This window comes from Bacillus sp. DTU_2020_1000418_1_SI_GHA_SEK_038 (genome assembly GCF_032341175.1).
In the GTDB taxonomy this organism is placed as follows: Bacteria; Bacillota; Bacilli; order Bacillales; family Cytobacillaceae; genus Cytobacillus.
The window spans coordinates 1,721,629-1,747,629 of sequence record NZ_CP135435.1 but is presented as its reverse complement, the minus strand read 5'-3'; the positions used below and the strand labels follow the sequence as shown (position 1 = coordinate 1,747,629).

The 26,001-nt window shown below is 37.4% G+C and carries 26 protein-coding genes; 7 read left to right on the top strand and 19 right to left on the bottom strand.

What is annotated here, in order from left to right; genetic code table 11:
• Window positions 1-4: 4 nt before the first annotated feature.
• The 4 genes from RRV45_RS08675 to cyoE form a co-directional block, all read right to left on the bottom strand.
• Window positions 5-634, bottom strand: coding sequence for a cytochrome (ubi)quinol oxidase subunit III (locus tag RRV45_RS08675; RefSeq protein ID WP_315668417.1), 630 nt, complete (start codon window positions 632-634; stop codon window positions 5-7).
• Complete coding sequence (gene ctaD, locus RRV45_RS08670; protein WP_315668974.1) at window positions 634-2,520, bottom strand: cytochrome c oxidase subunit I; 1,887 nt, start codon at window positions 2,518-2,520, stop codon at window positions 634-636. The genes RRV45_RS08675 and ctaD overlap by 1 nt, the downstream gene beginning before the upstream one ends.
• Before the next feature lie 23 nt (window positions 2,521-2,543).
• Entirely contained in the window at window positions 2,544-3,635 is a 1,092-nt protein-coding gene (coxB, locus tag RRV45_RS08665; protein WP_315668416.1) for a cytochrome c oxidase subunit II, read from the bottom strand.
• A 214-nt stretch (window positions 3,636-3,849) separates the two neighbouring features.
• Window positions 3,850-4,788 carry a heme o synthase gene (gene cyoE / locus RRV45_RS08660; RefSeq protein ID WP_315668415.1) on the bottom strand — a complete coding sequence of 313 codons (939 nt, stop codon included), beginning with the start codon at window positions 4,786-4,788 and terminating at the stop codon, window positions 3,850-3,852.
• A gap of 604 nt (window positions 4,789-5,392) precedes the next feature.
• Between cyoE and RRV45_RS08655 the strand changes: the two genes are divergently transcribed.
• Complete coding sequence (locus RRV45_RS08655; RefSeq protein ID WP_315668414.1) at window positions 5,393-6,361, top strand: COX15/CtaA family protein; 969 nt, start codon at window positions 5,393-5,395, stop codon at window positions 6,359-6,361.
• 46 nt (window positions 6,362-6,407) lie between these two features.
• Here the strand turns inward: RRV45_RS08655 and pyc are convergent, their stop codons facing one another.
• The 4 genes from pyc to glsA form a co-directional block, all read right to left on the bottom strand.
• Window positions 6,408-9,848, bottom strand: coding sequence for a pyruvate carboxylase (gene pyc / locus RRV45_RS08650; RefSeq protein ID WP_315668413.1), 3,441 nt, complete (start codon window positions 9,846-9,848; stop codon window positions 6,408-6,410).
• Between the two features lie 109 nt (window positions 9,849-9,957).
• Window positions 9,958-11,160 carry an FtsW/RodA/SpoVE family cell cycle protein gene (locus tag RRV45_RS08645; protein WP_315668412.1) on the bottom strand — a complete coding sequence of 401 codons (1,203 nt, stop codon included), beginning with the start codon at window positions 11,158-11,160 and terminating at the stop codon, window positions 9,958-9,960.
• A gap of 547 nt (window positions 11,161-11,707) precedes the next feature.
• Window positions 11,708-11,989, bottom strand: a complete 282-nt coding sequence (locus RRV45_RS08640) for a YlaN family protein (RefSeq protein ID WP_315668411.1) — start codon at window positions 11,987-11,989, stop codon at window positions 11,708-11,710.
• Between the two features lie 90 nt (window positions 11,990-12,079).
• On the bottom strand, window positions 12,080-13,009 hold the full coding sequence (gene glsA, locus RRV45_RS08635) for a glutaminase A (protein ID WP_315668410.1): 930 nt from the start codon (window positions 13,007-13,009) through the stop codon (window positions 12,080-12,082).
• Between the two features lie 146 nt (window positions 13,010-13,155).
• Here glsA and RRV45_RS08630 point away from each other — a divergent pair, with 146 nt between their 5' ends.
• Complete coding sequence (locus RRV45_RS08630) at window positions 13,156-13,656, top strand: peptidyl-prolyl cis-trans isomerase (RefSeq protein WP_315668409.1); 501 nt, start codon at window positions 13,156-13,158, stop codon at window positions 13,654-13,656.
• A 45-nt stretch (window positions 13,657-13,701) separates the two neighbouring features.
• On the opposite strand, the gene RRV45_RS08625 is transcribed toward RRV45_RS08630, so the two are convergent.
• Window positions 13,702-15,030 carry a PhoH family protein gene (locus tag RRV45_RS08625; protein WP_315668408.1) on the bottom strand — a complete coding sequence of 443 codons (1,329 nt, stop codon included), beginning with the start codon at window positions 15,028-15,030 and terminating at the stop codon, window positions 13,702-13,704.
• A 200-nt stretch (window positions 15,031-15,230) separates the two neighbouring features.
• On the opposite strand from RRV45_RS08625, the gene RRV45_RS08620 reads away from it, so the two are divergent.
• Window positions 15,231-15,830, top strand: coding sequence for a YhcN/YlaJ family sporulation lipoprotein (locus tag RRV45_RS08620; protein ID WP_315668407.1), 600 nt, complete (start codon window positions 15,231-15,233; stop codon window positions 15,828-15,830).
• 73 nt (window positions 15,831-15,903) lie between these two features.
• On the opposite strand, the gene RRV45_RS08615 is transcribed toward RRV45_RS08620, so the two are convergent.
• Window positions 15,904-16,359 carry a pyridoxamine 5'-phosphate oxidase family protein gene (locus RRV45_RS08615; RefSeq protein ID WP_315668406.1) on the bottom strand — a complete coding sequence of 152 codons (456 nt, stop codon included), beginning with the start codon at window positions 16,357-16,359 and terminating at the stop codon, window positions 15,904-15,906.
• Window positions 16,360-16,558: 199 nt separating this feature from the next.
• On the opposite strand from RRV45_RS08615, the gene RRV45_RS08610 reads away from it, so the two are divergent.
• Window positions 16,559-16,759 (top strand): YlaI family protein, encoded by a 201-nt coding sequence (locus RRV45_RS08610; protein ID WP_315668405.1) that lies wholly within the window; start codon window positions 16,559-16,561, stop codon window positions 16,757-16,759.
• Window positions 16,760-16,884: 125 nt separating this feature from the next.
• Here the strand turns inward: RRV45_RS08610 and RRV45_RS08605 are convergent, their stop codons facing one another.
• From RRV45_RS08605 to typA, 3 genes are read right to left on the bottom strand one after another with little or no spacing between them, the layout of a single operon-like run.
• The gene (locus tag RRV45_RS08605) at window positions 16,885-17,175 is read right to left on the bottom strand and encodes a hypothetical protein (RefSeq protein WP_315668404.1); all 291 of its coding nucleotides are present in this window, start codon (window positions 17,173-17,175) and stop codon (window positions 16,885-16,887) included.
• A 15-nt stretch (window positions 17,176-17,190) separates the two neighbouring features.
• Complete coding sequence (locus RRV45_RS08600) at window positions 17,191-17,508, bottom strand: YlaH-like family protein (protein ID WP_315668403.1); 318 nt, start codon at window positions 17,506-17,508, stop codon at window positions 17,191-17,193.
• Between the two features lie 24 nt (window positions 17,509-17,532).
• Complete coding sequence (gene typA / locus RRV45_RS08595) at window positions 17,533-19,371, bottom strand: translational GTPase TypA (RefSeq protein ID WP_315668402.1); 1,839 nt, start codon at window positions 19,369-19,371, stop codon at window positions 17,533-17,535.
• 179 nt (window positions 19,372-19,550) lie between these two features.
• Between typA and RRV45_RS08590 the strand changes: the two genes are divergently transcribed.
• Window positions 19,551-19,736 carry a YlaF family protein gene (locus RRV45_RS08590; RefSeq protein WP_315668401.1) on the top strand — a complete coding sequence of 62 codons (186 nt, stop codon included), beginning with the start codon at window positions 19,551-19,553 and terminating at the stop codon, window positions 19,734-19,736.
• A 39-nt stretch (window positions 19,737-19,775) separates the two neighbouring features.
• Here the strand turns inward: RRV45_RS08590 and RRV45_RS08585 are convergent, their stop codons facing one another.
• A complete protein-coding gene (locus RRV45_RS08585; protein ID WP_315668400.1) occupies window positions 19,776-20,573 on the bottom strand; it encodes an inositol monophosphatase family protein in 798 nt (265 codons plus the stop codon).
• Between the two features lie 273 nt (window positions 20,574-20,846).
• A complete protein-coding gene (locus RRV45_RS08580; protein ID WP_315668399.1) occupies window positions 20,847-21,041 on the bottom strand; it encodes a hypothetical protein in 195 nt (64 codons plus the stop codon).
• Window positions 21,042-21,277: 236 nt separating this feature from the next.
• Between RRV45_RS08580 and RRV45_RS08575 the strand changes: the two genes are divergently transcribed.
• The gene (locus tag RRV45_RS08575; protein WP_315668398.1) at window positions 21,278-21,898 is read left to right on the top strand and encodes a YktB family protein; all 621 of its coding nucleotides are present in this window, start codon (window positions 21,278-21,280) and stop codon (window positions 21,896-21,898) included.
• Window positions 21,899-21,969: 71 nt separating this feature from the next.
• Here the strand turns inward: RRV45_RS08575 and RRV45_RS08570 are convergent, their stop codons facing one another.
• Both RRV45_RS08570 and RRV45_RS08565 read right to left on the bottom strand, forming a co-directional pair.
• Window positions 21,970-22,245, bottom strand: a complete 276-nt coding sequence (locus RRV45_RS08570; RefSeq protein ID WP_315668397.1) for a UPF0223 family protein — start codon at window positions 22,243-22,245, stop codon at window positions 21,970-21,972.
• Window positions 22,246-22,279: 34 nt separating this feature from the next.
• Window positions 22,280-23,239, bottom strand: a complete 960-nt coding sequence (locus RRV45_RS08565; RefSeq protein ID WP_315668396.1) for an NAD(P)H-dependent flavin oxidoreductase — start codon at window positions 23,237-23,239, stop codon at window positions 22,280-22,282.
• A gap of 226 nt (window positions 23,240-23,465) precedes the next feature.
• On the opposite strand from RRV45_RS08565, the gene RRV45_RS08560 reads away from it, so the two are divergent.
• Window positions 23,466-24,935, top strand: coding sequence for an aminotransferase class I/II-fold pyridoxal phosphate-dependent enzyme (locus RRV45_RS08560; protein ID WP_315668395.1), 1,470 nt, complete (start codon window positions 23,466-23,468; stop codon window positions 24,933-24,935).
• Between the two features lie 66 nt (window positions 24,936-25,001).
• Here RRV45_RS08560 and RRV45_RS08555 read toward each other — a convergent pair whose 3' ends face one another.
• Both RRV45_RS08555 and RRV45_RS08550 read right to left on the bottom strand, forming a co-directional pair.
• Window positions 25,002-25,133 carry a GapA-binding peptide SR1P gene (locus RRV45_RS08555; protein WP_315668394.1) on the bottom strand — a complete coding sequence of 44 codons (132 nt, stop codon included), beginning with the start codon at window positions 25,131-25,133 and terminating at the stop codon, window positions 25,002-25,004.
• A gap of 267 nt (window positions 25,134-25,400) precedes the next feature.
• Entirely contained in the window at window positions 25,401-25,700 is a 300-nt protein-coding gene (locus tag RRV45_RS08550) for a DUF3055 domain-containing protein (RefSeq protein WP_315668393.1), read from the bottom strand.
• Window positions 25,701-26,001: the final 301 nt, after the last annotated feature.

Genomic DNA, 26,001 nt, shown 5'->3' with positions numbered 1-26,001 from the left:
CAGTTTATCCCACCATTCCCATTAAATATACAACTGTAAAAATAAATACCCAAACAACATCAATGAAGTGCCAATATAAGCTAGCTACATAAAACTTCGGTGCATTATATAGGCTTAATCCACGTTTACTGTTACGGATCATTAATGAGATAATCCAACCTAGTCCGAAGGCAACGTGAGCTCCATGGAACCCTACTAATGTATAGAATGCTGACCCGAACGCACTGCTTGAAAATGTATGATCAAATTCATGAACATAATGATTAAATTCATAAATCTCTAATCCTAAGAACGACAAGCCAAGCAATACTGTAATACCAAGCCATAGTTGCATTTTCTTAAAATTAAAGTTTTTCATATGGTACATAGCATACACACTTGTTAATGAACTAGTTAAAAGAATCATTGTCATCGCAAAAACAAGTGGAATCTCAAAAAGGTCTTTTGCTAATTTCATATCACTGCTAGGTACTGAGTCCTTTAAAGCAAGATATGTTGCAAAGAGGGAGGCGAAGAGAACAGTCTCTCCACCTAGGAATAACCAAAAGCCTAAAAATTTATTTTTACCCTCGAGGGTTTGCAGTTCAGGCGAAGCAGGCCATTTTTCAACCGTCATTTTCTCTTCTGCATGCATTATGCCTTAACCCCCTTATTGTTATCGTCCATATCATCAATTAACTCTTCTTTATGAATATGATATCCATGATCATCTTTTAATGAACGTACAAGCATTGAACCAAAAGTAATCACTAAGCCAAGAATTAATACTGGAATACCCCATGTATTACCTTCATCTGCCTGATACATTGCACCAAATGCTGCAACGAACAAGCCTAGTGAAATCATGAAAGGAATAAATGAATTATTTGGCATATGAATATCACCTAGCGGCTCAGCAGGCACCATGCCTTTTTTGCCTTCCATCTTCTCGATCCAATATGCATCAAGACCACGAACAAGCGGAAGTTGTTTAAAGTTATAGTATGGAGGCGGAGACGAAATTGCCCACTCAAGTGTACGGCCGTCACCCCAAGGATCATTGCCAACCTTTACATTCTTCACACTAGTCATAACAATGTTGAATAACATGATAACAACAGCAATAGCCATAAAGAATGCCCCGATTGTACTTACAAAGTTTCCAGTTTCAAGACCTTGACCCGGTAGGAATGTGAAAATGCGTCGTGGCATTCCCCATAATCCTAAGAAATGCTGGATAAAGAATGTTAAATGGAATCCTATGAAGAATAGTACGAATGTAATTTTTCCAAGGAATTCATTTAGCATAGTTCCAAACATTTTAGGCCAGTAAAAATGTGTTCCTGCAAGTAAAGCAAACACAACCCCACCAACAATTACATAGTGGAAATGAGCAACAACGAAGTAAGTATCATGGTACTGATAATCCGCTGCAGCTGCACCGAGCATTACCCCAGTTACTCCACCCATTAGGAAGGAAGGAATAAATGCAACGGCATAAAGCATCGGTGTTGTAAATGTAATGCTTCCGCCCCAAAGCGTAAATAACCAGTTGAAAATTTTAATTCCTGTCGGAACCGCAATTGCCATTGTAGCTACTGCAAAGATCGCATTAGCAATTGGACCTAACCCTGTTGTAAACATATGGTGAGCCCATACCATGAATCCTAAGAAACCAATTAAAACGGTAGCAAATACCATTGATGAATAACCGAAAAGACGCTTTCGTGCGAATACAGAAAAAATCTCTGAGAAAATACCGAAAGCCGGCAAAATTAAGATATACACCTCTGGATGTCCGAAGATCCAGAAGAAATGCTCCCAAATGATTGTATTTCCGCCCATTGAAGCATCAAAGAAATTAGAACCGAACATACGGTCAAACATTAGTAAAAAGATACTTACTGTTAATGGAGGAAAAGCAAATAGAATTAACGATGAAGCAACAAAAGTCGTCCATGTAAACATTGGCATACGCATATAAGTCATTCCCGGCGCACGCATGTTAATAATGGTTACAAGGAAGTTAATTCCCCCCATAAGTGTACCAAAACCAGAAATTTGTAATCCAAGTACATAGAAGTCTATCCCATGGCCTTCGGATGCAAGTGATAAAGATGCATAGGAAGTCCACCCAGCATCTGGTGCTCCTCCTAAGAACCATGAAAGGTTCAGAAACACTCCACCAAAGAAGAATAACCAAAACCCTAAAGAGTTAAGGAAAGGGAATGCTACGTCACGAGCTCCAATTTGGAGGGGCATGACGGCGTTCATAAATCCTAAAAGCAATGGCATCGCGGCCAGAAATATCATCGTTGTTCCGTGCATTGTTAGCATTTCATTAAATAAACCTGCACTTACAAAATCATTATTTGGTTTTATTAACTGGATTCGGATAACCATAGCTTCTATTCCACCAAGAAGAAAGAAGAATCCGCCAGCAAAAAGATAAAGGTGTGCAATTTTCTTATGGTCTACAGTAGTTAAGTAATCCCAAAGAACCGCGCCAAAACCTTTTTTTTGTGCAATGGTACTCACAATTTTACCTCCCTTTAGCAATTACACTATTTCCCCTGAACTTTTAATCCCATCAGATATTCAGTTAATGCTTCTAATTCATCATCCGTTAATTCACCATTAGGACCAGAACCAGTATAAGTATTAGTCATTTTATTACCTGGCTTATACTTTTCAGGATCTGCCAGCCAGTTCTTTAAATCCTCTTCTGTATGATCTAAGAAACCAGCAATTTTCTCACGCTCACCAAAGTTTGTTAAGTTTGGAGCTAATCTTGCTGCCTCTGGAGTTGTGTTTGCAGGAGTTACTGCATGACATCCGATACAGCTTTGATTAAAGATTTCTTGTCCGGCTTGAGCAGTAGCAGTAGTAGCCTGGATAGGCTCTTTAACACTTTGCATATCACTTACCCATTGATCGAATTCAGCTCTCGGAACTGCTTTCACTTTGAAATCCATTAAGGCATGTGACGGACCGCAAAGCTCAGCACATTTACCATAAAAAACATTATTTACATCAGATGATTTCTCATCATCAAATTCCAGCCAGAATTTATTCACGTTATCTGTGTTAGTATCAAGCTTTCCTCCAACAGCAGGAATCCAGAAGGAATGCTTAACATCTGAAGCGATTAGGTTAAAGTAGACCCTTTCATCCGTTGGTACAACAAGATCTTGGCTTGTAATAATTTCTTCGTTTGGATATTCAAATTCCCACCAATATAAGTTGGCGCGTACATTTACAACAAGTGCATCTGTTTTGCCATCTTCATTTATCCTTTCCATTGGAGACACATCAGCTAATTTAAATGTAGCTGATACTGTTGGAACAGCTAGAACGAGAACTAATAAAATTGGAATAACTGTCCAAATAATTTCTAATGCATGACTTCCTTCAACCTGCTTTGGAATTTTTTCGTCCTTACGACGGAATTTCACCAAAACAATAATGAAAATCACTGCTACAATTGCTATTACCCCTACCATAATTGCAGTACTTAGCACCATCAAATCATATTGTTTTTGTGCAACCTCACCTGCAGGCTGTAAAGTAGATAAATTCGCATTACCGCATGCAGAAAGTATCAGCGCTAGAATCGTAAACAACGAAACAAGACGCCATTTTGCAAGCCTTTTCATAGCTTAATCAAACCCCTCTTTCGTATAATTTCTGTTTGAAATGTTTGATCGAAAAAATTATATATAAATTCTTTCTAACATTTAGGAAAAGAAAGAATTTCCTAACACTGTTTATTATGTAGTCTATCTTAATAAAGGAAACGAATGCTGAATTCCAAATATTAAATAGGGTTAGAGCAAGAGCACTAGCCCAGTTGCCCTCCCCTGAAACATTTTATATTAATGTGATAATTACCATAGCTACAAACATAATAGTCAGATATTGTAGTGAATATACAAACATTAATGTAGCCCATTTCATATCATCATTATATTTCCTGGCATAAATTCCTGTTGCAATCCAGCCAATATTTAATACAGCTGCAAGAATCAGAAATGGAAGCCCTAATTCCGGAAGTAAAAACGGAAGAGGCAACAATCCTGCAACCCATAAGTAAATAGAGATTTTTGTTCTTCTAAACCCTTTAACTACAGGAAGCATTGGTACATTAGCTGCACGATATTCTTCACATCTCCTCATTGCAAGCGCATAAAAGTGAGGTGGCTGCCAGAAAAACATAATTAAAAACAATCCCCATGCCATGATGTCAAGATTCGCATCAACTGCAGCCCAACCGATAAGTGGAGGTGCGGCACCAGAAATACTTCCAATAATAGTGTTTGAGACGTATCTCCGTTTTGACCAAATTGTATATAGAACAATATAACTGAATACTCCTACTAAACCGATCAATGCTGCAGTTATAGTAGTGAGTAAAAGCAATCCTGTACCAATACCGATTAACAAAAAGCTTAATATTGCCACTCTGGCAGGTGAAACCCTTCCAGTTACCGTTGGCCTATTCTTCGTTCTTTCCATATAAGGATCTATATCTCGATCAATATAATTATTGAGTGCACATGAGCCAGCTATAATTAAAGATGATCCTATTAAAGTATAAAGAACAATATCCAAATTATTCAAAAAGCCTTTTCCTGTAAAGTGAAGTGCAAGCCATAAACCTGTGAAGGTTGTAATTAAATTGGAGTTTACAATCCCAATCTTAATCAGTGATAAAAAATCCTCCCAGACTGTTGTCCTTGGCACATCATTTTCCAGGCTTTCACTGCTGTTTTCTAAACCAGCATCAATGAAGGCCCTCGAGTTAGACATATTTTTTCCTCCTTTATCCCTTATCACAAATACGACATTGTTACTACAACTACTATAATGCATTCTAGCTGGCAATGCTATATTTGCAATAAAAAACGAAGAGTATTTCCAAAATGATTACAAACTAAATAGTTTTCCACTATTATAATAGTAGTAACACTGTTAATTAGATATCATGAAAAAGACATCTTCCTCTGTATATTAAATCACACTTTGATGCATTTTTGTGAATATTTTTCGAATAAATTATGAATAATTTGTGTCAAATCACTTTTTCGCTTAAAGAATTGTTGCTTTTCTGCCATAATATAAATGATGTGTTAGTAAACAATTTATACTCTTAAGTAAGTATATATGATGAATTATTTATGTACATATCTTTTTCATTATAAAGACAGTGAATACTAATTAAATAATTGTAAAACAAGTATAAATGCTGTAGTATTCGATAGGGTTATTCTCATTCTCTATTTCTATTTCCCTTTTATACTTTTAATTAGATATTTAGGTATCATCAGAAAACATTTTCTAATTTGATTATTCTGATTATACTAGTCATTTACCTCCTATTACAAATTGAATTATTAGAAGAGGGTGAAGCACTTTGCAACGATCACTTAAATGGTTCGCTGTATTAACAACAATCGGGATGCTGTTAGTCCTTTTAGGCGGAGCTCTTGTAACAAAAACAGACTCTGGAATGGGGTGCGGGAATTCTTGGCCGCTCTGCCATGGTGAAATTTTGCCAAAGAATATAACACCTGAATTAGTTATTGAACTTGCCCATAGGGTAGTTTCGGGTGGCGTAGGGATCATGGTTCTAATCCTTTCTGTTTGGACATGGCGCTCTATCGGTCAAATTCGTGAAACTAAGTTTCTGTCTATAACTTCTTTCTTTTTCCTAGTCCTTCAAGGTTTAATCGGGGCTGCAGCTGTTAAATGGGGACAATCCGATTTTGTTCTTGCCTTGCATTTCGGTATTTCATTAATTTCCTTTGCTACGGTTCTGCTGCTTACTCTTCTCATTTTTGAAGTTGATAAAAAGTTTGAAGCCGAAAAAATTGTCCTTGACAGTCGAATGAAAAAGCATATTATCGGCATTTCAATATACAGCTATATTGTCGTTTATACAGGAGCTCTTGTTAGACACGTTAACGCAAGTTTAGTGTGCAGAGATTGGCCGCTATGCATAAATAGTTCTTTAACCCTGCCTGCAAATATGCACGAATGGGTACAAATGGGGCATCGTGCTGCAGCAGGGATCATTTTTTTATGGATTGCCTATATTACCTATCTTGCTGTTAAACACTACAAAGATCAAAAAGTTATTTACTGGGGCTGGATAATCTCCTTTATTCTAGTCACTCTACAAGTGATCGCAGGCGCCTTAGTTGTATTATCGAAATTAAATTTATATATAGCACTTGCACATGCTTTCTTTATTTCCTGTTTATTTGGTGTTTTAAGCTACTTTATTCTACTATCCTCCCGCAGCAAGAGGAATGCTCTCTCACTTGAGAAGGTAAAAGATGATAACAAGCTCCCTTCAACACCGCCAATTACAGCGCAGTGAAATACAAAAACAAGAGCTGCAGTTCACACTGCAGCTCTTGTTTTATTTATTTAGAAATTTCTATTAGCAGATCCCCTGTTTGAATGGCTTCCCCATTTGAAACATAAATATCTTCAATTACTCCAGAAAACGGAGCTTGTACGGTTGTTTCCATTTTCATGGCTTCTGTGATCATTAAATGATCGCCTTTTTCAACCTTTTCTCCCTTTTTAACTAATACCTTAATAACCGTTCCCGGCATCGATGCTCCGATATGGCTTTCATTATGTGGATCTGCCATTATTTTTGAAACTACTGTCGCTTTAATACTTTCATCCTTAATAACAACTTCACGAGCCTGCCCATTCAATTCAAAATAGACAATTCTTGTTCCATCCGCTTGTGGCTGCCCGATTGATATAAGCTTTACGATTAATGTTTTTCCAGTCTCAATTTCTATCTCAATCTCTTCACCTAATCTCATACCAAATAAAAAGGTTGGAGTATCAAGGACAGAGACATCGGAAAATTGCTCTACTGTTTTTGTATAGTCTATAAAAACCTTTGGGTAAAGGGCATATGCGAGCATGTCAAAGCTCGTCACTTGTCTGCCAAGCTCTTTGAAAAGCTTTTCTCTCATTGCTTCGAAGTCTACGTCTTCTAAAAGCTCCCCAGCACGAACTGTAATAGGCTCTTTATTTTTCAAGACTACCTTTTGAAGTTCTTTTGGAAATCCGCCATATGGCTGCCCAAGATATCCTTCAAATAGCTCTACAACAGAATCTGGAAAATCTAAAGTCATCCCTTTATTAATAACATCTTCTTCTGTTAATTGATTTTGAACCATATATAGGGCCATATCTCCAACAACCTTAGAAGATGGTGTAACCTTTACAATATCACCAAACATAAGGTTTACACGTGAATACATTTCCTTCACTTCATCCCATTTTTCCCCAAGCCCTACACCTTTAGCTTGCTGCTGAAGATTACTATACTGACCACCTGGCATTTCATGCTTATAGATTTCTGTATGCGGAGAAATCATACCGCTTTCGAAATCTCGATAGTATTTTCTTACATCTTCCCAATAGTAAGATAATTGTTCTAAAGCATCAATATTTATATTTGGTTTTCGGTCGGTACCCTCTAATGCATAATATAAGGAATTGGCACTTGGCTGTGAGGTTAATCCCGCCATTGAACTAACAGCAACATCAACGATATCAACTCCAGCCTCAATTGCTTTTGCGTACATAAATATGCCATTTCCGCTTGTATCATGTGTATGAAGATGAATTGGAATATTAACCGTTTCTTTTAATTCAGAAATTAACTGATAGGCTGCCTGTGGCTTTAATAAGCCGGCCATATCCTTAAGTCCTAAAATATGCGCACCCTGATTCTCAAGTTCTTTAGCTAACTCTTTATAATAATTAATATTATATTTCGACCTTAGAGGGTCGGTTATATCACCTGTATAACAAATAGCTGCTTCAGCAATTTTCCCATTCTGACGTACTGCATCAATGGCTACTTCCATCCCTTTAACCCAGTTAAGGCTATCGAAAATTCTGTACACATCGATTCCAGCCTGTGAAGACTTCTCAACGAATTCACGAATAACATTGTCAGGATAATTCGCATAGCCTACAGCATTAGCTCCTCTTAGAAGCATTTGGAATAAGATATTAGGCATTCTTTCTCTTAATGCCAACAATCTTTCCCATGGGTCCTCTTTCAGGAAGCGGTAAGCGACATCAAATGTAGCTCCTCCCCACATTTCAGAAGAAAACAAACCTGGCAATAATTTAGCAGTTGGTTCAGCAATTTGTTTAATATCGTTTGTTCGAACACGGGTAGCTAATAATGATTGATGTGCATCACGGAATGTTGTATCAGTAAGAAGTACTTCCTTCTGTTCTTTAATCCATTTAACAAGGCCATCTGCTCCATGTTGTTCTAAAATTTGTTTCGTTCCTTGCTGGTATTGCATTTCACTGCTAATTTTTGGTATCCTTGGCTGGTCAAATATTGGTCGTTTTGTTTTTTCAATGCCTGGGAAACCATTCACTGTCACGTTCGCAATATATGAGAGCATTTTAGTTCCACGGTCTTTTCGTTTTGGAAACAGAAACAACTCTGGAGTTTTGTCTATAAAGGAGGTATCGTATTCCCCTTTAAGGAATTTTTCATGTTTAACTACATTCTCTAAAAATGGAATATTTGTTTTAATACCACGGATTCTAAATTCCTGAAGATTACGAACCATTTTGGCAGCAGCTTGCTCAAAAGTCATTGCCTGTGTTGATAATTTCACAAGTAATGAGTCATAGTAAGGTGTTATGACCGCACCTTGAAACCCATTACCTGCATCAAGCCGAACCCCAAAGCCTCCACCAGATCGGTAAGCCATAATCTTTCCAGTATCAGGCATAAAATTATTTAAAGGATCTTCTGTTGTCACACGAGATTGAATGGCATACCCATTTACATGTATATTTTCCTGCGTTGGAACTCCAACCACATCACTATGAAGGGGATGACCTTCGGCAACTAAAATCTGTGTTTGAACAATATCAATACCCGTAACCATCTCGGTGATTGTATGCTCAACTTGGACACGCGGATTCACTTCAATAAAGTAAAATTCATCACCAGATACTAGAAATTCAACAGTCCCTGCATTAATGTAGTCAACCTTTTTCATCAATCTTACTGCAGCCTCACAAATCTCATCTCTTAGTTTTGGAGACAGAGATACACATGGAGCGACCTCCACTACTTTTTGGTGACGGCGTTGAACGGAGCAGTCCCTCTCATATAAATGAACGATGTTTCCGTGTTTATCTCCGATAATTTGAACCTCTATATGCTTTGGCTTATCTATAAATTTCTCAACATAAACTTCATCATTGCCAAAAGCGGCCTTGGCTTCTGATTTTGCACGTTCAAAAGATTCCTTTACTTCCTCAAGATTATTTACAATTCTCATCCCTCTTCCGCCGCCACCGAGAGAAGCTTTAATAATAATTGGAAATCCATAATTCTTTCCAAAGCTAACTACTTCTTCTAAACCGTTTATAGGTCCATCACTGCCTGGGATAACAGGAATTTCTGCAAGCTGTGCTTGTGTTCTTGCTTTAACTTTGTCTCCAAACATATCTAAGTGACGAGACTTCGGGCCAATAAATATGATACCCTCTTCTTCACATCGTCTTGCAAAATGGATATTTTCGGATAAAAATCCATATCCGGGATGAATGGCATCCACATCACTATTTTTAGCAATTTCGATTATTCCATCGATATCAAGATAGGCATCGATTGGTTTTTTCCCTTCTCCTATTAAATAGGCTTCATCTGCCTTATATCGATGATAGGATCCAGAGTCCTCTTTCGAATATATGGCTACTGTACGGATATTTAATTCAGTACATGCTCTAAATACCCGGATAGCAATCTCACCTCTATTAGCTACTAACACTTTGTTAATACGACGGTTCAAGAAAAACACCTCTTCTTTACTATTTGATTTTTCTGGAAATTGAATCTATGCTGCGGCCTTTGCATAGCCGTCAGCAGTAATTTATTAACAAGTGCAGTTAAACTGACACTTATTTACGATAATTATAGATTTGATTAGGAATATTTCTGTATGGCTTCTGCTGCTCTTTCTCTGCAGTGCCTTTATACTTTTGTTCATAAGTAACAAACATCGAAATATTGACAAGAATCCCCATTGCTAAGGAAAGCTGCAAAATAGATGATCCTCCGTAGCTTATAAAGGGAAGCGGAACCCCAGTTAAAGGAATAACACCTGATATTCCCGCTAGATTAACAAAAGATTGAATTCCTATCATACTAGAAATCCCTATTGCTAGTAAACTGCCAAAAGGATCCATGCATTTTAGCCCTATATACAATCCTCGAAGAACAATATATCCAATTAGGAGTAATACGAAACAAACACCAAAAGCACCAAGTTCTTCAGCAATAACGGCCATAATAAAGTCAGTATGGGACTCTGGTAAATATCCTAGCTTTTGAATGCTTTGGCCGAGTCCTAAACCTTTAATTCCTCCAGCACCAAGTGCTAGATATGAATTTACTAAATGGTAGCCAAAGTCAGTTTGAAATGGATCTTGGAATGCTTCAATACGCCCCATACGTACTTTTGTAAAAATCTTATCCTTCATGATAAGGACAAGAGGTGCCACAATTAAGACTCCAATAGTACCAAGCTTCAAGACATTCTTATAGCTCATTCCCGAAGAAAAAATAATTACAGCTGCTATAGCAAAAATGATAGCGGCAGTACCAAAGTCAGGCTGAATAGCTACAAATAAGCAAGCTAGAAACAAATAAGCAAGCGGGGGAACTACTCCCTTATTAAACTCGTTTATATAGGATTGTTTCTTTGCATAAACAGCTGATAGATAAATAATAACTGTGAGTTTTACAAATTCAGAAGGCTGAATACTTCTGGTGCCAAATTTAAACCAGCTTTGAGCATTATTGGTGGCATGTCCAAAAAGATAGATAGCAAATAAGCCGGCTAATGAAAGGAAAACCATTGGTACTAGAATTTTATTGCTTAACATCGCTTTATACGGAAAAATCGCCATAAACGTAAATGCAATTGCTGATAAAATAAGATGCAGCTTTTGCTTATCATAAAAAAAATCGCTTGGATATCCCCAGCGCTGTACAGCTGTAACCATACTTGCACTATAAATCATGATCAGGCCAAAAACCGATAAAAGCACAACCGCAATAACTAAAGAGTAATCATATGATTTTAAGATTTTTTTTAACATTCAGCCTCTTCCCTTATCTTCTATGTAGAGTATTTTATTCGACTAAAGCATTACAACATCCTGCATCGAAGAAAAGTTGTTTTTAATGTAACATACTATTTATAAAAAATCTATAATTATGTTATACTAATTAAAATATTTTTATACAATATAATCGTTTTTCTGTCTGCAAAAGAAGCTTTAGTTATACTAATTTAATGATAAAAAAACTCAAACAATCTATTCAGAATGTTTGAGTTTTTTTGGCTATCTAGCTTTAGCGCCTACCCCCGATGTACTGGACGTACAAGTGTCGACAATGCGACAGGACAAGGAAGACTTCGGAAGCGTAATCATCGCACGACCAAAAGCGGAGCTTTTGGGAGGACGTCGCGTTTTTGTCGACCTCGAGGTCACAAGCCAATCCTCCCAGAAAGGTAAAGAGCACACCTTTCCGGGAGGCTCGACTTGTGCTTGTCGGGGGTGAGCACAAAGGATAGCTTCTGCGAGTATTCATCGCAGGAACAATTGTCCTTTGATTGTTCCGAAGGCGCTTCCGCATTTCTTTTTATTTCCTTACTGAAGCATCATGCAGAATAGAAAGTTCCTTTTCTAATTCAGCCAGAATTGCCTTTCCGTCCTTCTGTTCAATTAGGCCAAGACGGACCGCAAAATCTATTTCCCGTGACAACCCAAACATTTGTGTATCAAGCACCTCTTCATATAGAGGGCATTGCGGCATGGTAAGATTGTCCATCTGCACTTTAATTAATTTCAATATTTTAGCAGCGTCAGCCTTTAATAGGGCATTTGCTCTTTCCTTATGGTCTATAATCATTTCTGAAGCCAACTTCAATCCCCCATTTCCGAGCGATTATCCTATCTATAAATTTTATACGTTAGATGATAAAAAAGCAAGAATAATAAGGATTGAATACTTTTAAAATATACTAAAATCATATTGCACGGCGAGTTCCTCTAACAGCTTAATGCCTGCAATGCTGTTTCCTTTTTCATCTAATGAAGGACCGAATATACCTATCCCGTATTTCTCAGGAACGACAGCAAGAATGCCTCCGGAAACTCCACTCTTCGCTGGAATTCCTACTTTTATAGCGAATTCGCCTGAAGCATTATACATTCCGCAAGTGACCATAAAGGTTTTGCAAATCCTTGCAATTTCTAAAGGCAAAAGCCTTTCACCTGTTTCAGGGTCAAGTCCATTTAAGGCAAAAACCGCTCCTATCCTAGATAATTCAAAACAATTCATTTCGATGGCACATTGTTTAGTATAGAGCATCATTAAATCTTCAATATCTCCTTCAATCACTTTATGCTGCTTCATAAAATAGCATAGTGATCGATTGAGCCATGCGGTGTCCAGCTCAGATGCCGCCACTTCCTCGTCATATGTAAGATCCTTCTTGTTCCCTAAACATTGGACAAAACGAAGGATTCTCTCCCATCTTTCAGCTTCATTTTCCCCTTTTATCATATTTGTAACAGCAAGAGCACCAGCATTGATCATCGGATTTAATGGCTTTGATGGAATAGAGGTTTCAAGCTTTGAAATAGAATTAAAAGGATCCCCAGTCGGCTCCATTCCGACTCTTTCAAACACATAATCAACACCTCTGTCTTGTAAGGCAAGTGCCAATACAAGGACCTTAGAGATGCTCTGCAACGTAAATCGTTTCGTGTAAGTACCAGCATAGAGACATTCATTATTCCTTTTAAAGATGGCAACTGATAAATCATTCTTATTTGCCTTGGCGAGCGCTGGAATATAATCCGCTACCTTTCCTTCCTCTGTTAATGACAAAACTTTATTTATAATTCTTTGTAAGTCTTCATTTGTTCGGCATGCCAACGGAACTTCCCCCAAACATTGGTGATATTTTGGTTGATGCTGGAATTTCCATTTTATCATTTCGGTGAAAGTATGACAATTCCATCAATAATCTGTATACTTACGTTTGTAAATAAGTTTTTTGCCCTTTTTAGGAGGAATTATTAATGGAAAATATTATTTCGTTAAGCGGGAATGTTAAATATTCGATTACACTTGATCCTGGGGTTTGGATATTTGATGATCGGCGAGTTGATTTGCTGTCTTTTTTTGACACGGATAAAGAAATTCATGACGCTCTTGAAGAATACACAAAATCAATCTCCAAGCATTGGGATAGAGAAATTATGGAAGGCGCGATTTATCCTCCGACTTTAAAAACTGAGAAGAAATTTGAAAAGGAAAAAGTATTGAATGGAACTTTTGGCATCCCTTTAAAACCATTTATCCAAAATGCAGAACCTGAAAGAGATGCGGCCACACTCATTATTGTAAGTGAAGAAGAAGGAGAGATAAGTATGCCCCTTCATGAGGGCATGGAGCTAGTTCTTGGCTTTTCCATTAATGGCAAGCCTTTAAAAGAGGATGGTCCGGTTTATGTTTATTATGGAGATGGAAGAAATAAAGATAACCCAATAAAAAAAGTTAAGGCTTTGAAGATCAGGTAATCCCTGCGGAAGGGGCGATAATTCCGCCCCTTTTTCATGCTGGTGCTATAATAAATCAGCTGCTAATTGTGCAAGTCCAGATCTTTCTCCTTTAATCAGCTTAACATGACCCGCGATTGTTTGGTCCTTGAACCTCTCTACCACGTATGTTAATCCATTATTATAAGCATCCAAATATGGGTGATCAATTTGTTCAGGATCTCCCATTAACACTATTTTACTTCCCTCTCCTACGCGTGTAAGAATCGTTTTGACCTCGTGTTTCGTCAAGTTTTGTGCTTCGTCAATGATGATGTATTGATCTGGAATGCTTCTCCCCCTAATATAAGTTAATGCCTCAACTTCAATAGAGCCCATCCCTGCCAAAATCGCATCCAATTCCCCAGGCTTTTTAACATTAAATAAATATTCCAGGTTATCAAAAATCGGCTGCATCCACGGCCTAAGCTTTTCCTCTTTTTCACCAGGAAGAAAGCCTAGATCCTTTCCAACTGGTACAATCGGGCGGGCTACAAGCAGCTTTTTATAATATCCATAATCTTCAGTCTGCATAAGTCCAGAGGCAAGGGCAATAAGTGTTTTTCCCGTTCCTGCCTTCCCTGTTAAGGTAACCAGGGGTAAATCCTTTCTTAAAAGAAGCTCCATGGCAATCGTTTGCTGAACATTTCTCGGTTTAATTCCCCATATATGGTCATAATCAAATATAAGTTTCTTAATTTTTTTTCTCGTTTTATCAACAATTCCTAAGGCTGACGAAGATGATCCTAATGCATCTTTCATTACAAGAAATTGGTTAGGGAATACTGGAAAAGTGACCACCTCTGAAATGTGAAGTTCACCCTTCTCATAAAAACGGTTCAACGTATCCTTCGCGATATATACTTCCAAAAATCCAGTATATACGTGATCATTCTCAATAACCCGATCACTAAGGTAATCTTCACTAATTAGACCGATTGCATCTGCTTTAACCCTTACGAGTGCATCCTTACTTACGATTATGACTGTTTTTCCATCTTCCTTTGCTTCTTCCTCTAAAGATAAATTTTTTGCAACAGCCAATATTCGGTTATCATTCGTCTTTTCAATAAAAATATCCTGTAACTGTTGAAATGAACGATGGTTTAATTCAATTCGCAAGCTTCCGCCATTTTCAAGAGGAATTCGTTCATGAAGTTTTCCTGTACCTCTAAAGCTGTCAATCAGCCTTGATACGTGTCTTGCATTCCTGCCAATCTCGTCCATGTATCTTTTCTTCGAATCAACTTCCTCTAGTACCACGGCTGGAATAACCACTTCATTTTCTTCAAAGGAAAAAATCGAATGCGGATCTTGTAACAAGACATTTGTATCTAACACGTATATTTTACTCAATCTAATGCCTCCTGCTCCTCTTAGGTCTCTATTAAACAGTGGAACGAATGGAACTTTGGTAAAATATATGTTTTACCGTATAAAGATAGACGAAATTTTGCACAATAACCGTTAATGATTCCTTTAATAATGCTTTAGCTTCTGAATTAAATTGCCTAAAGCATTGGAGGCTAAAGCCTAAGTATAGGAGATGGTGAAAATTGAAAAAGCAGCTATTTATCGGACTTGCTGTCGTGCTGATAGCGGGATGCGGGATCAACAATAATCAAAGCCAAGAAAATCAAAATCAAAATTTAGTAAATGTCAAAAACAGTACGATACAAGAGGTTGATCGAACAACCGGGCAGCAAATCTCCCAGCGGCTCGTAAATCTCGCCACGAGCATTCCTAATGTAAACGATGCAACTGCGGTTGTTTTGGGCCGATATGCAATAGTTGGAATTGATGTTAACAAAAACCTGGAGAGATCTGAGGTAGGTGCCATTAAATATTCAGTAGCAGAGAGCTTAAAAAACGATCCTGATGGAGCTAGGGCCATTATCATTGCTGACCCTGATATAACTGCACGTTTAAGAGAAATTTCAGAAGATATTCAAGTTGGGAAGCCTATTCAGGGAATTATGAATGAGTTAGCAGATATTACCGGCCGATTAATGCCAGAAATTCCTGCAGATATTATTGATCCAAATCCAAAAGATGGTCCAGAAGATCAGAAAAAGAATTTAAATAATCCAGAAAAACAAAAACTTGAAAAGCAACAGGAAGAGCAGTCTAATCATTATAAAGATAAGCATGATTAAGTAAAACAGAGGGCAGATCGATCGATAGACATAGTCAACATTTCATAAAATGCAAAAAAGGCTAGTCACTCGACTAGGCCTTTTTCATTGCATCCATTACCTGTTTATCTAGGCGTGCAGCTGCATCTTTATCATATGTTTTGTCATATTGAGGCTCAGAAACAATCTTTGAACCGTAGAACATGACATCTCTCACTTCATGAATAGACAGCTCTAAAAGAGCAAGCTTTAATGGAACGCCATCAAGCTTTTCCTCCTTAACAGTAACATCTCCTGTTATGGAATATGTAGATTCATTTGCTATTAAATTTAATACTGCCTTTTTGTTCTCTTTAATGTTTTGAACAATTCTTGAACGATTATCAACCGCAAAAAGAATGGCCCCTTCATCTTTAGCCAGTACCCATGAAATGGCGCTAACATTTGGTCCGCCCGTTTCGTAATCAATTGTCGCTAACGTGACAAACCTTTCTTGCTGAAGAGCATCAAAAAGTGGTTTAATTAATTTAGGTTCTACTTGATTTGCCATACTAATCCCTCCTTTCATTCTACATCATATTATGCCCATCCTTAACTTTCAACAGATACATATTATTAACACTCGAAAAGAAGTCGAATTAAGGATACACATCATATATAATTATAATAGGTATTAATAAACTTACCAACGAATAAGAATTGCATGAACATCGTTAAAGCATTATGAAAATTTATTTGAGGAGTACGCTATGAGAGTCAAATGTGTTTTATGTGATAAAATTGAATCCATTGAAGATCAATCTTTTCAAGCAAAAAGACTTAGAAACAGGCCGATACATACTTATATGTGCAAGGATTGCGAAGCTAGAATAACAGCAAATACACAAAAAAGAATGGAAACCGGCAACTTTAAATTATACCAAAGCAAAGTGAAAGAAGAAGAATGGTAACAAGAAAAACGCGATCCCCTGTCGCATTGTCGACACTAGTACGTCCTGTACGTTGGGGGAAGGCACTGGAGCTAGACAATTCAAAAGAGGGAGGCACATAGCCCCCCTCTTTTGTCATTTAAATCCTACTCATCCGGGTAGTTTACATATTTTTCAGGTTCCGATTTTATCTGATTCAGCATGACTTCAATAAGTTCTCTTGGGAAACGGGATTTTTTTCTTTCTCCGTCTTGATCAAAGTGAACATAGTACATCATTTCATCTGTCTCAATCTCAATATTTGAAAGTCGGTGTTCATCAATTAGCATTTCCTCAAACATTTTTACTGTATCAGCTGCTGCCGTATCATCAGGCCGTTCCAAACTGACAACTTTAATCGTTAGCCAATTATACAAATTATCCTGTAAAGATCTCATATTATCCACTCCATCCTACATCTGTTTTCCTTCTTGCTTTTTTGACTGATGAAGACGGATTTTGTAGATGATTAAGATTAATGCTGCAACAACTAATCCTTCAGTTATTGGAAGAAACACTGCAAAAAAGGTTAGAACTGTACACCCTAGAATAAGAAAGAGATAGATAATAGCCGATTTTGCTAACGGCAATTTTTTCGCAAAACCTAATTTAAATACAATAATACAGAGCAATATAATGGTCAAATATAACATCCACATTCCTAAGCTTGAATTTTCTTGCACTTTAAATAAAGCAGCGAAAAAAGACAGCCGTTCATTTATATCAACCATTTTCTTCTCCCCCTTAAAAGTTTTTTAGCTCATTTCAGCATATTTTTTCTTTTTAGCCATTCTTTCACGTTCATTTTTATCAAGGATTTTTTTACGTAAACGAATTGATTCTGGTGTAACTTCACAATATTCATCTTCATTCAAATATTCTAAAGCTTCTTCAAGCGTCATTATACGCGGCTTCTTCATCGTTGTCGTTTGATCTTTCGTTGCAGAACGGACGTTTGTAGCTTGTTTAACTTTCGTAATATTAACTGTGAGGTCACTTTCGCGATTATGCTCCCCAACAATCATACCTTCATAAATTTCAGTACCTGGCTCGACAAATATCGTTCCACGATCTTCTACCTGCATAATGCCATAAGTTGAAGATTTTCCGCTTTCCATAGAGACTAGAACACCTTGGCGTCTGCCTCCAACCTGACCTTGTGCCATTGGCTGATAGCTATCAAAAGTATGATTAATAATTCCATAACCGCGTGTCAAAGTTAGGAATTCAGTAGTATAGCCAATTAGTCCACGGGCAGGCACATTAAAGATTAAGCGCACTTGACCATTTCCATTATTAATCATATCGATCATTTCGCCTTTTCTAGCTCCAATGGATTCCATAATGGACCCTGTATGCTCTTCAGGTACATCTATTTGCACACGTTCAACAGGCTCACAGCGGACTCCATCAATTTCCCTTACAATGACCTCGGGCTTAGACACTTGTAGTTCAAATCCTTCACGGCGCATATTTTCAATCAAAATCGAAAGATGCAATTCTCCACGTCCGGATACAATCCAAGCATCTGGTGAATCTGTATTATCAACACGGAGACTTACATCCGTCTGCAGTTGTGAACGTAGTCTTTCTTCCACTTTTCTAGCAGTAAGATATTTTCCTTCTCTACCGGCAAATGGACTGTTATTCACAAGAAACGTCATTTGCAATGTTGGTTCATCGATACGAAGAACAGGTAAAGCCTCTTGGTGTTCAACAGGGCATACTGTTTCACCGACATTAATATCTTCCATACCTGAAAGGGCAATTAAATCTCCGGCACAAGCCTCATCAATTTCCTGACGTTTCAGTCCGAAGAATCCAAAGATTTTCGTTACTCGAAATTGCTTTATAGAACCGTCCAGTTTCATTAAGGCCACTTGTTGGCCAACTTTAATTGTTCCACGGAATACTCGTCCAATACCAATTCTACCTACATAATCATTATAATCAAGTAAAGCTACTTGAAATTGCAACGGTTCTTCACGGTTGTCTACTGGTGCAGGAATATGATTAACAATTGCATCATATAGCGCCTGCATGTTTTCATCTTGTTTCGATGGATCTGTACTTGCTGTTCCATTTATACCCGATGCGTAAATAATCGGAAATTCAAGCTGATCTTCTGTTGCTTCCAGCTCAATAAATAAATCCAATACCTCATCAATTACTTCCTCTGGACGGGCAAAATCACGGTCAATTTTATTGACTACAACAATCGGTGTTAAATTTTGCTCTAATGCTTTTTTAAGAACAAAGCGTGTTTGCGGCATGCAGCCTTCATAAGCATCAACGATAAGCAGAACACCATCAACCATTTTCATGATACGCTCTACCTCACCGCCAAAATCAGCGTGTCCTGGTGTATCAAGAATGTTAATTTTTGTATCTTTATACTGAATCGCGGTATTTTTTGCTAAAATAGTAATTCCGCGTTCTCTTTCAATGTCACCTGAATCCATTGCACGTTCTTCAACATGCTCATTAGATCTAAAAGTACCAGCCTGTTTAAGCAGCTGGTCAACCATTGTTGTTTTGCCATGGTCAACGTGAGCGATGATAGCAATATTTCGAATGTCTTCTCTAAGTTTCAAGGAAGTTCCTCCTACCTGTATTTAACAGTTAACATCAATTTTAATTTTCCAAATCTATAACTGAAACATTATATCATAAATAAAGTGGAAACTTAAATCATTTTTGTGTAAAATAATATTTTGTAGACAATGTTTTTACACAAGGCAAAATAAACACCCAGAATGGGAGGTTACATAAAATGAAACAAATCAAATGGCCATTATTAGCTTTTGCGATTGCGGCCGCACTATGCATGATGGGAATTGGAGTTGCAATTGCTGAAAAAAGTGTTGTAGGGATTTTGGGAGCAATCTTATTATTAATTTTCACAATGGGTTTTGGATTTAAAACAAAGAAAAAAATGAGAGAAAACGGACTTTTATAATGAAAAAAAACGACCGCCAAATCTTTTGGACGGTCCTTTTCACCAATTACCATTATTTAAATACTTCGACATAATTTCCTGATGAAGACCTGGCTTCGAAATAAACACAGTATTATTCTCAAGGAGGCTTAAAGCTTCGCCCTTTAATGTCGTTGCAATCCCTCCTAGCTCTTCGACCAAAATAATACCAGCTGCTATATCCCATGGTGCAAGACGCAATGTAATATAGGCATCTATCCTGCCTGAAGCAATATACGCCATTTCCAAAGCAGCAGAGCCGTAGGAGCGAGTTCCTCGGGCCTCCTTAACTATTGGTGATAACAGAGCCGGATCAACCCGTTTATTTTCAGTAACCCAAGTCGCATTTATTCCAATTATGGCTTCCGAAATAGACACTGGCTCAAGCGGAGGCAATGCTAAATCATTTAGAAAAACCCCGCTCCCTTTTATAGCATGGTAAAGCTCATCATGAACAACATCATAAATGAGGCCAATCTTACCTATACCGTCCTCATATATTCCAATGGAAATTGCAAAATTCCTTTGCTGATGGATAAAATTCATTGTCCCATCTATTGGGTCAATAATCCAAACTACTCCGTCTAAATTATTTATTTTGTCACCAAGACCTTCTTCGCCTAGAATTTTATGTGTGGGGAAACCTTCCTTTATTTTCTTAATAAAGAATTGTTCTGTACTTTTATCAATATCTGTTACTAAATCATTTGCATTCGTTTTTGTTTGAATGACTAGGTTTTTACTAAAAGACGCTTTGATATTTTCACCGGCTTCTTTAGTCCATTCCATTGCACAATTCTTAATTTCTGTCCAATTCATCGTGGTTACACCTCCGCACCATTCAACTTACTCTTCAGTTCACCTAAAGAGGATATTTATAAATCATCTTTAAATAACAATAGCTTAATTGAATGAGATTGACACTTCAAGCTTTATCCTTTCACCGTATTTATAAACTTAATCGCTTATTGTAAAAAACAACAAAACGAACTCCCAAATTTTGTGAAGGAGTTCGTTGTTATTGGTTAAGTCCTATTTCAATATACATTTTCTATTTTCTTTCCCCTTTACCTCTTTCATTCGAACACTTAGTTAAAGTGCTCTAAGGCGTAAAAGCTCTTGTCTGATTTTTTCAAGTTTTTGTTTACTTTTCAATTGTAAATCTTCATTTTTATCATTCATTGCATCAAATAGTGTTGCTAGCTCGTAATCTAATTCTAATCGGAGAACTGCAGTACGCTCTCTTTCGCTAGCTTTATTTTTAACAGTGTTCATCAGTTGTTTCACAAAAATCACCCCTTTCCAAAAATCTAATTTAAATTTTCTGACTATTTATTTATATATAATATGAGGAAATTAAGTCAGTTGCAACAAATATGTGTGAATACCTATAGTTACAAATATCCCGCAAGATAGCGGTTTTTGTTTGTGAACAGGTATGCTACAATATTTCAGAATATATATTTTTGAAATTGATTATATTTATTAGCTGATAAATTAGTTTAAGTTTGAGGAGGTTGCAAATGTCATTTTCAGGATTTACGAATACAGATTTTGATGTTTTTAAGATCGAAGGACTAGAGGAGCGAATGGAAGCCTTAATTACTAGTATCCGCCCAAAACTTGAGGAATTAGGTAAATATTTTGCTCCAATGCTCACCATTGAGACAGGTGATGAAATTTATCCCCATGTAGCCAAACATGCACGCCGGACAGTAAATCCTCCGAAGGACACCTGGGTTGCTTATGCGAGTAATCCGAGGGGCTATAAAATGCTGCCGCATTTTCAAATTGGACTGTGGGAAACACATGTTTTCATCTGGTTTGCCCTTATATATGAAGCTCCTAATAAAGATGACTTCGGTAAAAAATTAGAAATGAACTTAAATAAAATCTATAAACATATTCCTAATCACTTTGTTTGGTCAACTGATCACACTAAACCAATGGCGAATGTACATGGAGAATTGGCTAAAGAAGATTTGCAGTCCATGTTTATTCGTTTACAAAAAGTGAAAAAAGCAGAGATTTTATGCGGTGTACATATTCCTAGCAAAGAAGCAATTGAAATGGATCCTCAAGCTTTTCTTGAACATGCAGAATCTGTGTTTAAAACATTATTACCCTTGTATAAAATGTTTTAAACAAAAGAGAGAGAATATAGGCAGTGGCCCCTATTAATTTTTAGGCGGCCACATGCCATATTTTACATTCTTCACTTCTTCATTTTAACTTCTTTACCTGCTTCTGCCTCTTTCACAGTCTTTAATGTATGATATGCTGAAAAGCCGCTTACCTCTTCAAACTCATTACAAATATTTCTTTCTTGTGCTTTACCTGGAACAATTTCTTTAAATCTTCTATAGGCAGCTAAGTATTTTTCACGATTTACACCTTTTCCATAGCTGAGCTCTACAAGCTGAAAGTATTGTATGACATCAATTATTTCATCTGTTGTCCAATCAGGGTCAATTGGGTATTGGTATTCCATCTCTGCACCTCTTTAATTAAACATTATTTATGTATTACATTGTCCATTTATTACGAATACTCTCTCCCTCCGAGATCATTCGATTAAATAGTTCCTGTACAGTTGGAACATCTTTAATTAGTCCCATTACTTGCCCTGCCCAAGCAAATCCCTCTTCCTCCTTCCCTTCGTATATATACTTTTTATTAGCCTTCCCGCTAATGTAGTCTTTCAATTGCTCATAGCCGCCATTTTGCTCCTCAATAGCAAGAATTTTCTCTGTCCAAGAATTTGAAATGACTCTAGCTGGAGCCCCGATTGTTTTTTTTATAACTACAGTATCGTTTTCACTTCCTTCGACAAGCCTTTTTTTATAGACCTCTGATGCATGGATACACTCCTCTGTCGCAATAAATCTAGTCCCCATTTCGATGCCTTCCGCACCAAGGCTAAGGGCTGCCATAAGCCCCCTGCCATCCCCAATCCCCCCTGATGCAATTACAGGGATAGAAACAGCATCTACGACTTGCGGGGTTAATACGAAGGTCCCAATATCATCTCGGCCTAAATGTCCTCCCCCCTCTTGTCCGACAACCATTACGGCATCAGCACCAAGTTCTTCAGCTTTTATTGCCTGCCTTTTTGCAGCAACTAGAACTAGTTTTTTCACATTTACCCCTTTTAATTGCTCAAAAATTGGTGCTGGGTTTCCTCCAGTCATTGATATAACTGGAACCTCTTCTTCAATGGCCACATCTAAATAGTGTGAAAATGGCCTGCCATGCTGTCCAATAGCAAAATTAACTCCAAAAGGCTGTTCTGTCATTTTCTTAACTTTACGTATTTCCTCTCTTAAAGCATCCGGACTTTCTAATGACATCGCCGTTACTTGTCCTAGACCTCCAGCATTCGAAACAGCAGCTGCTAATTCTGAGTAAGCAAGATGAGCAAGCCCTCCCTGGATGATTGGGTATTTAATGTTTAATAATTCAGTTACTCTTGTATTCCAATTCATATAAATAAGCCTCCTTCAAACCCATATATATGATAACTTCTATTTTACTGTCATATTTTCCTGTTAACATCTAAAACTAAAGAAGATTATATAAATATCACATGAAAAAATAAATCATTCAATACTCATCAAATTTTCTATGCAAAGAAAGGGAATAGTGCTATAATTCAAATGTTTTATGACTTTTTGTGATGCAAAATTATTATTAAAGAGGTGTGGAAATACATTGTCACAATTAGAAACACCGTTATTCAGCGGCTTACTTGAACATGCTAAAAAAAATCCAATTCAATTTCATATACCTGGCCATAAAAAAGGAGCGGGAATTGATTCCGAATTTAGAGAATTCATTGGCCACAACGCGCTTTCAATAGACCTTATTAATATTGGTCCTCTAGATGATCTTCACCAGCCTAAGGGCATGATTAAAGATGCTCAAGATTTAGCTGCTGAAGCTTTTGGTGCTGACCGAACCTTCTTCTCTGTACAAGGAACAAGCGGGGCAATCATGACAATGGTCATGGCCGTTTGTGGACCTGGCGAAAAAATCATTGTTCCAAGAAATGTTCATAAGTCAGTCATGTCAGCTATTGTTTTTTCGGGTGCAACCCCGATATTTATTCATCCTGAAATCGATAAAAATCTAGGGATCTCTCATGGAATAACTACCGAGTCTGTCTCGAGGGCTCTTGAACAGCATCCTGATGCAAAAGGAATTCTTGTGATCAATCCAACCTATTTTGGGATTTCGGCTGACTTGAAGAAAATTGTTGAAATTGCGCATTCCTATAATGTACCTGTTCTTGTAGACGAGGCGCACGGTGTACATATTCATTTCCATGATGAATTACCACTATCCGCTATGCAAGCAGGTGCTGATTTAGCAGCAACAAGCGTTCATAAGCTTGGTGGATCGATGACACAAAGCTCTATTTTGAATATGCGTGGAAACCTTGTTTCAGCCAAAAGGGTACAAACGATTCTAAGTATGCTTACAACAACATCGACTTCATATTTATTGCTTGCATCCTTGGACGTAGCAAGGAGAAGCCTAGTTACTGAAGGAAAAGAATTGATCGATAAAACAATAGAACTTTCGCAATCCATCCGCCATCGCATAAATGAAATTGAGCATGTATACTGTGTTGGAGAAGAAATCCTTGAGACCGATGCTGCACATGGCTATGATCCAACAAAGCTGATTATTTCAGTAAAGGATCTCGGGTTAAATGGGTTTGATGTAGAGAAGTGGCTTCGAGAAAAATACAATATTGAAGTCGAAATGTCTGACCTATACAACATCCTTTGTATTATCACACCTGGGGATACTGAATACGAAGGAGATATGTTGGTAAAGGCACTGCAAGAATTATCAAGGGAAAGACATGGTTTAACGGAAAAGCGTGATACACAAGTATTACTGCCTGATATTCCTGTGTTAGCCCTTTCTCCTCGCGATGCATTCTATGCTGAAACTGAACTAGTACCTTTTGATGAATCAGAAGGAAGAATCATTGCAGAATTTATCATGGTCTATCCTCCTGGTATTCCAATTTTTATTCCGGGAGAAATCATTACGAAAGAAAATCTAACGTATATAAAAACAAATATGGAAGCTGGACTTCCTGTTCAAGGACCAGAAGATTATGATTTTAAATACCTTCGAGTAATTAAAGAGTATAAAGCTATCCGCTAAATACAATTTATAAGAAAAACCTTCCCAAATTTACATTTGGGAAGGTTTATTTATATACATATTTTATTATTTTACTTCATCTTTATGATGGCTTTCTTCACAGCAGCTGCAATCTGCTTTGGAGTATAGGACTGTTACTTTCTCATCCTCGAAATAATCAATTGTAGAATTACATGCCTGGCATACAATTGTACCCATTCTTTCGTTCCCCTTTGTAATCAATTTGAAAACGCTCTATCATCATTAATTACATAATAATATAACACATTTATTTTTACAAGGGTTAATTGTATGACACATTGAGAAAAGCGGAAGCGCCTTGCCCACCCCCGACAAGCACAAGACGAGCCTCACGGAAAGGTGTACTTTACCTTTCTGGGAGGATTGGCTTGTGACCTCGAGGGGGTAGGCGCTGAAGCTAGACAGTACACAAGAATAAAACAGGCTAATTTCAGCCTGTTCTTCTCATTCATATTGGGTGTGGAAAGTAGTCGCTGGTAAGGTGAGCTTAAAAAATTCACATAAGTCTTCTGCTTGATGGCGATTATCCATTTTAAAGGCGTGTTGTAAATGTTCAGCATCTTCGAGGTCCTTAGGGTCGAGGAGTGTTGAGCGGCCAGTTTGCATACAGACAACAAGAGGTTTTCCGAAAAATAAATTTGTATACACAATCCCAAAATCATAGCGGGACTGCTCTGTTGTAAAACCAACGAATCGCACCTTCACATTTTCATGCTCATCATAGAGCTTTTCAAATAGATTCATATTACTCCTCCTTTAAATTTAATATTTAGAATATTATTATAATTTATATTCCATTGTTTTACAAGGTTTTTATGAAAAATCTTTGTTTACGCTGTCATTCGTTTTTATTCAGTGCTAGAATAAAAGGGAAAGTATTATAAGAAAAGCGCAAGCGCCTTGCCCACCACCGACAAGCACAAGACGAGCCTCTCGGAAAGGTGTTCTTTACCTTTCTGGGAGGATTGGCTTGTGACCTCGAGGGGGTAGGCGCTGGAGCTAGACAGTTCTCAAATTCGAGAAAAGTTATACTTTCTTATCTTTT

Bases quoted from the DNA above. Each gene is read 5' to 3' on its own strand.
- RRV45_RS08630 (WP_315668409.1), top strand. From the start codon at position 13,156: ATGGAAAATATTATTTCGTTAAGCGGGAATGTTAAATATTCGATTACA.
- RRV45_RS08590 (WP_315668401.1), top strand. From the start codon at position 19,551: ATGAAACAAATCAAATGGCCATTATTAGCTTTTGCGATTGCGGCCGCA.
- cyoE (WP_315668415.1), bottom strand. From the start codon at position 4,788: ATGTCTAACTCGAGGGCCTTCATTGATGCTGGTTTAGAAAACAGCAGT.
- RRV45_RS08570 (WP_315668397.1), bottom strand. From the start codon at position 22,245: ATGGAATACCAATACCCAATTGACCCTGATTGGACAACAGATGAAATA.
- RRV45_RS08675 (WP_315668417.1), bottom strand. From the start codon at position 634: ATGCATGCAGAAGAGAAAATGACGGTTGAAAAATGGCCTGCTTCGCCT.
- RRV45_RS08610 (WP_315668405.1), top strand. From the start codon at position 16,559: ATGAGAGTCAAATGTGTTTTATGTGATAAAATTGAATCCATTGAAGAT.
- RRV45_RS08550 (WP_315668393.1), bottom strand. From the start codon at position 25,700: ATGAATCTATTTGAAAAGCTCTATGATGAGCATGAAAATGTGAAGGTG.
- RRV45_RS08600 (WP_315668403.1), bottom strand. From the start codon at position 17,508: ATGGTTGATATAAATGAACGGCTGTCTTTTTTCGCTGCTTTATTTAAA.
- RRV45_RS08615 (WP_315668406.1), bottom strand. From the start codon at position 16,359: ATGGCAAATCAAGTAGAACCTAAATTAATTAAACCACTTTTTGATGCT.
- RRV45_RS08565 (WP_315668396.1), bottom strand. From the start codon at position 23,239: ATGAATTGGAATACAAGAGTAACTGAATTATTAAACATTAAATACCCA.
- RRV45_RS08575 (WP_315668398.1), top strand. From the start codon at position 21,278: ATGTCATTTTCAGGATTTACGAATACAGATTTTGATGTTTTTAAGATC.
- RRV45_RS08605 (WP_315668404.1), bottom strand. From the start codon at position 17,175: ATGAGATCTTTACAGGATAATTTGTATAATTGGCTAACGATTAAAGTT.
- coxB (WP_315668416.1), bottom strand. From the start codon at position 3,635: ATGAAAAGGCTTGCAAAATGGCGTCTTGTTTCGTTGTTTACGATTCTA.
- RRV45_RS08645 (WP_315668412.1), bottom strand. From the start codon at position 11,160: ATGTTAAAAAAAATCTTAAAATCATATGATTACTCTTTAGTTATTGCG.
- RRV45_RS08585 (WP_315668400.1), bottom strand. From the start codon at position 20,573: ATGAATTGGACAGAAATTAAGAATTGTGCAATGGAATGGACTAAAGAA.
- RRV45_RS08555 (WP_315668394.1), bottom strand. From the start codon at position 25,133: ATGGGTACAATTGTATGCCAGGCATGTAATTCTACAATTGATTATTTC.